The 837-nt window shown below is 59.6% G+C and carries 2 protein-coding genes; both read left to right on the top strand.

The features are described 5' to 3' along the window. The coding region (locus IE243_RS22920) for a hypothetical protein (protein WP_210319973.1) at nucleotides 1–426 on the top strand (426 nt) is incomplete at its 5' end. Continuing rightward, nucleotides 423–689 (top strand): DUF2312 domain-containing protein, encoded by a 267-nt coding sequence (locus IE243_RS22915; protein WP_191321580.1) that lies wholly within the window; start codon nucleotides 423–425, stop codon nucleotides 687–689. The genes IE243_RS22920 and IE243_RS22915, both read left to right, overlap by 4 nt. Nucleotides 690–837: the final 148 nt, after the last annotated feature.

Genomic DNA, 837 nt, shown 5'->3' with positions numbered 1-837 from the left:
AAGGAGCACGGCATGCAGAGACGGTTCATCCACAAATCTTGGATAAATCATCCACCGGAGGCGGCGATGACTGACGCCACCACGCTTGAGCAGGCGCGGGAGTTGGCCGGCCAGCTTGAACGGCGGGAACACTTCCGCCACGGCGGGACCAGAACCCAAGCGAGAGAACGTCTTGCGCGTCGTCTCGGCGTCTTGCCCGGCACCCTCTACAACCTCGCGAGGGACCGCCTGAAGCGCTTCGACAACAACCTGCGTCTTGCGCTGACCAACTACGCGATCCGCGACCTGCAATCAGAAATCGAGGGGCTAACCCATGAGCTGGAAATGGCTCGCCAGATGGGCGCGGCTTCGCGTCCTGCTGGCATGGAACGGATTGAAGCGCGCCTGGCGCAAGTCAAGGCGCTGATGGGGGAAGCAACCCAATGACCGAACACGCAATTTCCGATGTTGCTGATACAGGCGTGGCCGTTGAAGAGCTTAAACAGTTCGTCAGCCGCGCCGACAATATCGATGACGAAATTGAAGAGAAGCAATCGGACCGGAAAGAGCTTTACGCGGAACTGAAGGCGCGTGGCTTTGACGTTCTAGCGTTCAAGCAAATGATGAAAATCCGTCGCATGGACCGAAACGTGCGGCAGGAGCGCGAAGCAATTCTTCAGCTGTATCTCGACGCGGTTGGAGTGATCTGACCGCCCCTCGTGCGGGCGCACGCGTAGGAGGCCATCCGATGAAGCGCCTCGAAGCCGAACAGTATGCCAACCGCCGGGCAGCGAAGTGCAAGCGCCTGGAACTTGAAATGAAACTCAGGGCCGCCGGCTACCGCGTCACAGGATGGCG

The organism is Camelimonas fluminis (assembly GCF_014656355.1).
GTDB lineage: Bacteria > Pseudomonadota > Alphaproteobacteria > Rhizobiales > Beijerinckiaceae > Camelimonas > Camelimonas fluminis.
This window is presented reverse-complemented; position numbering and strand designations above follow the sequence as displayed.

What these genes read in the sequence shown, in the direction of transcription:
- IE243_RS22915 (WP_191321580.1), top strand. Translation starts at nt 423, where the DNA reads ATGACCGAACACGCAATTTCCGATGTTGCTGATACAGGCGTGGCCGTT.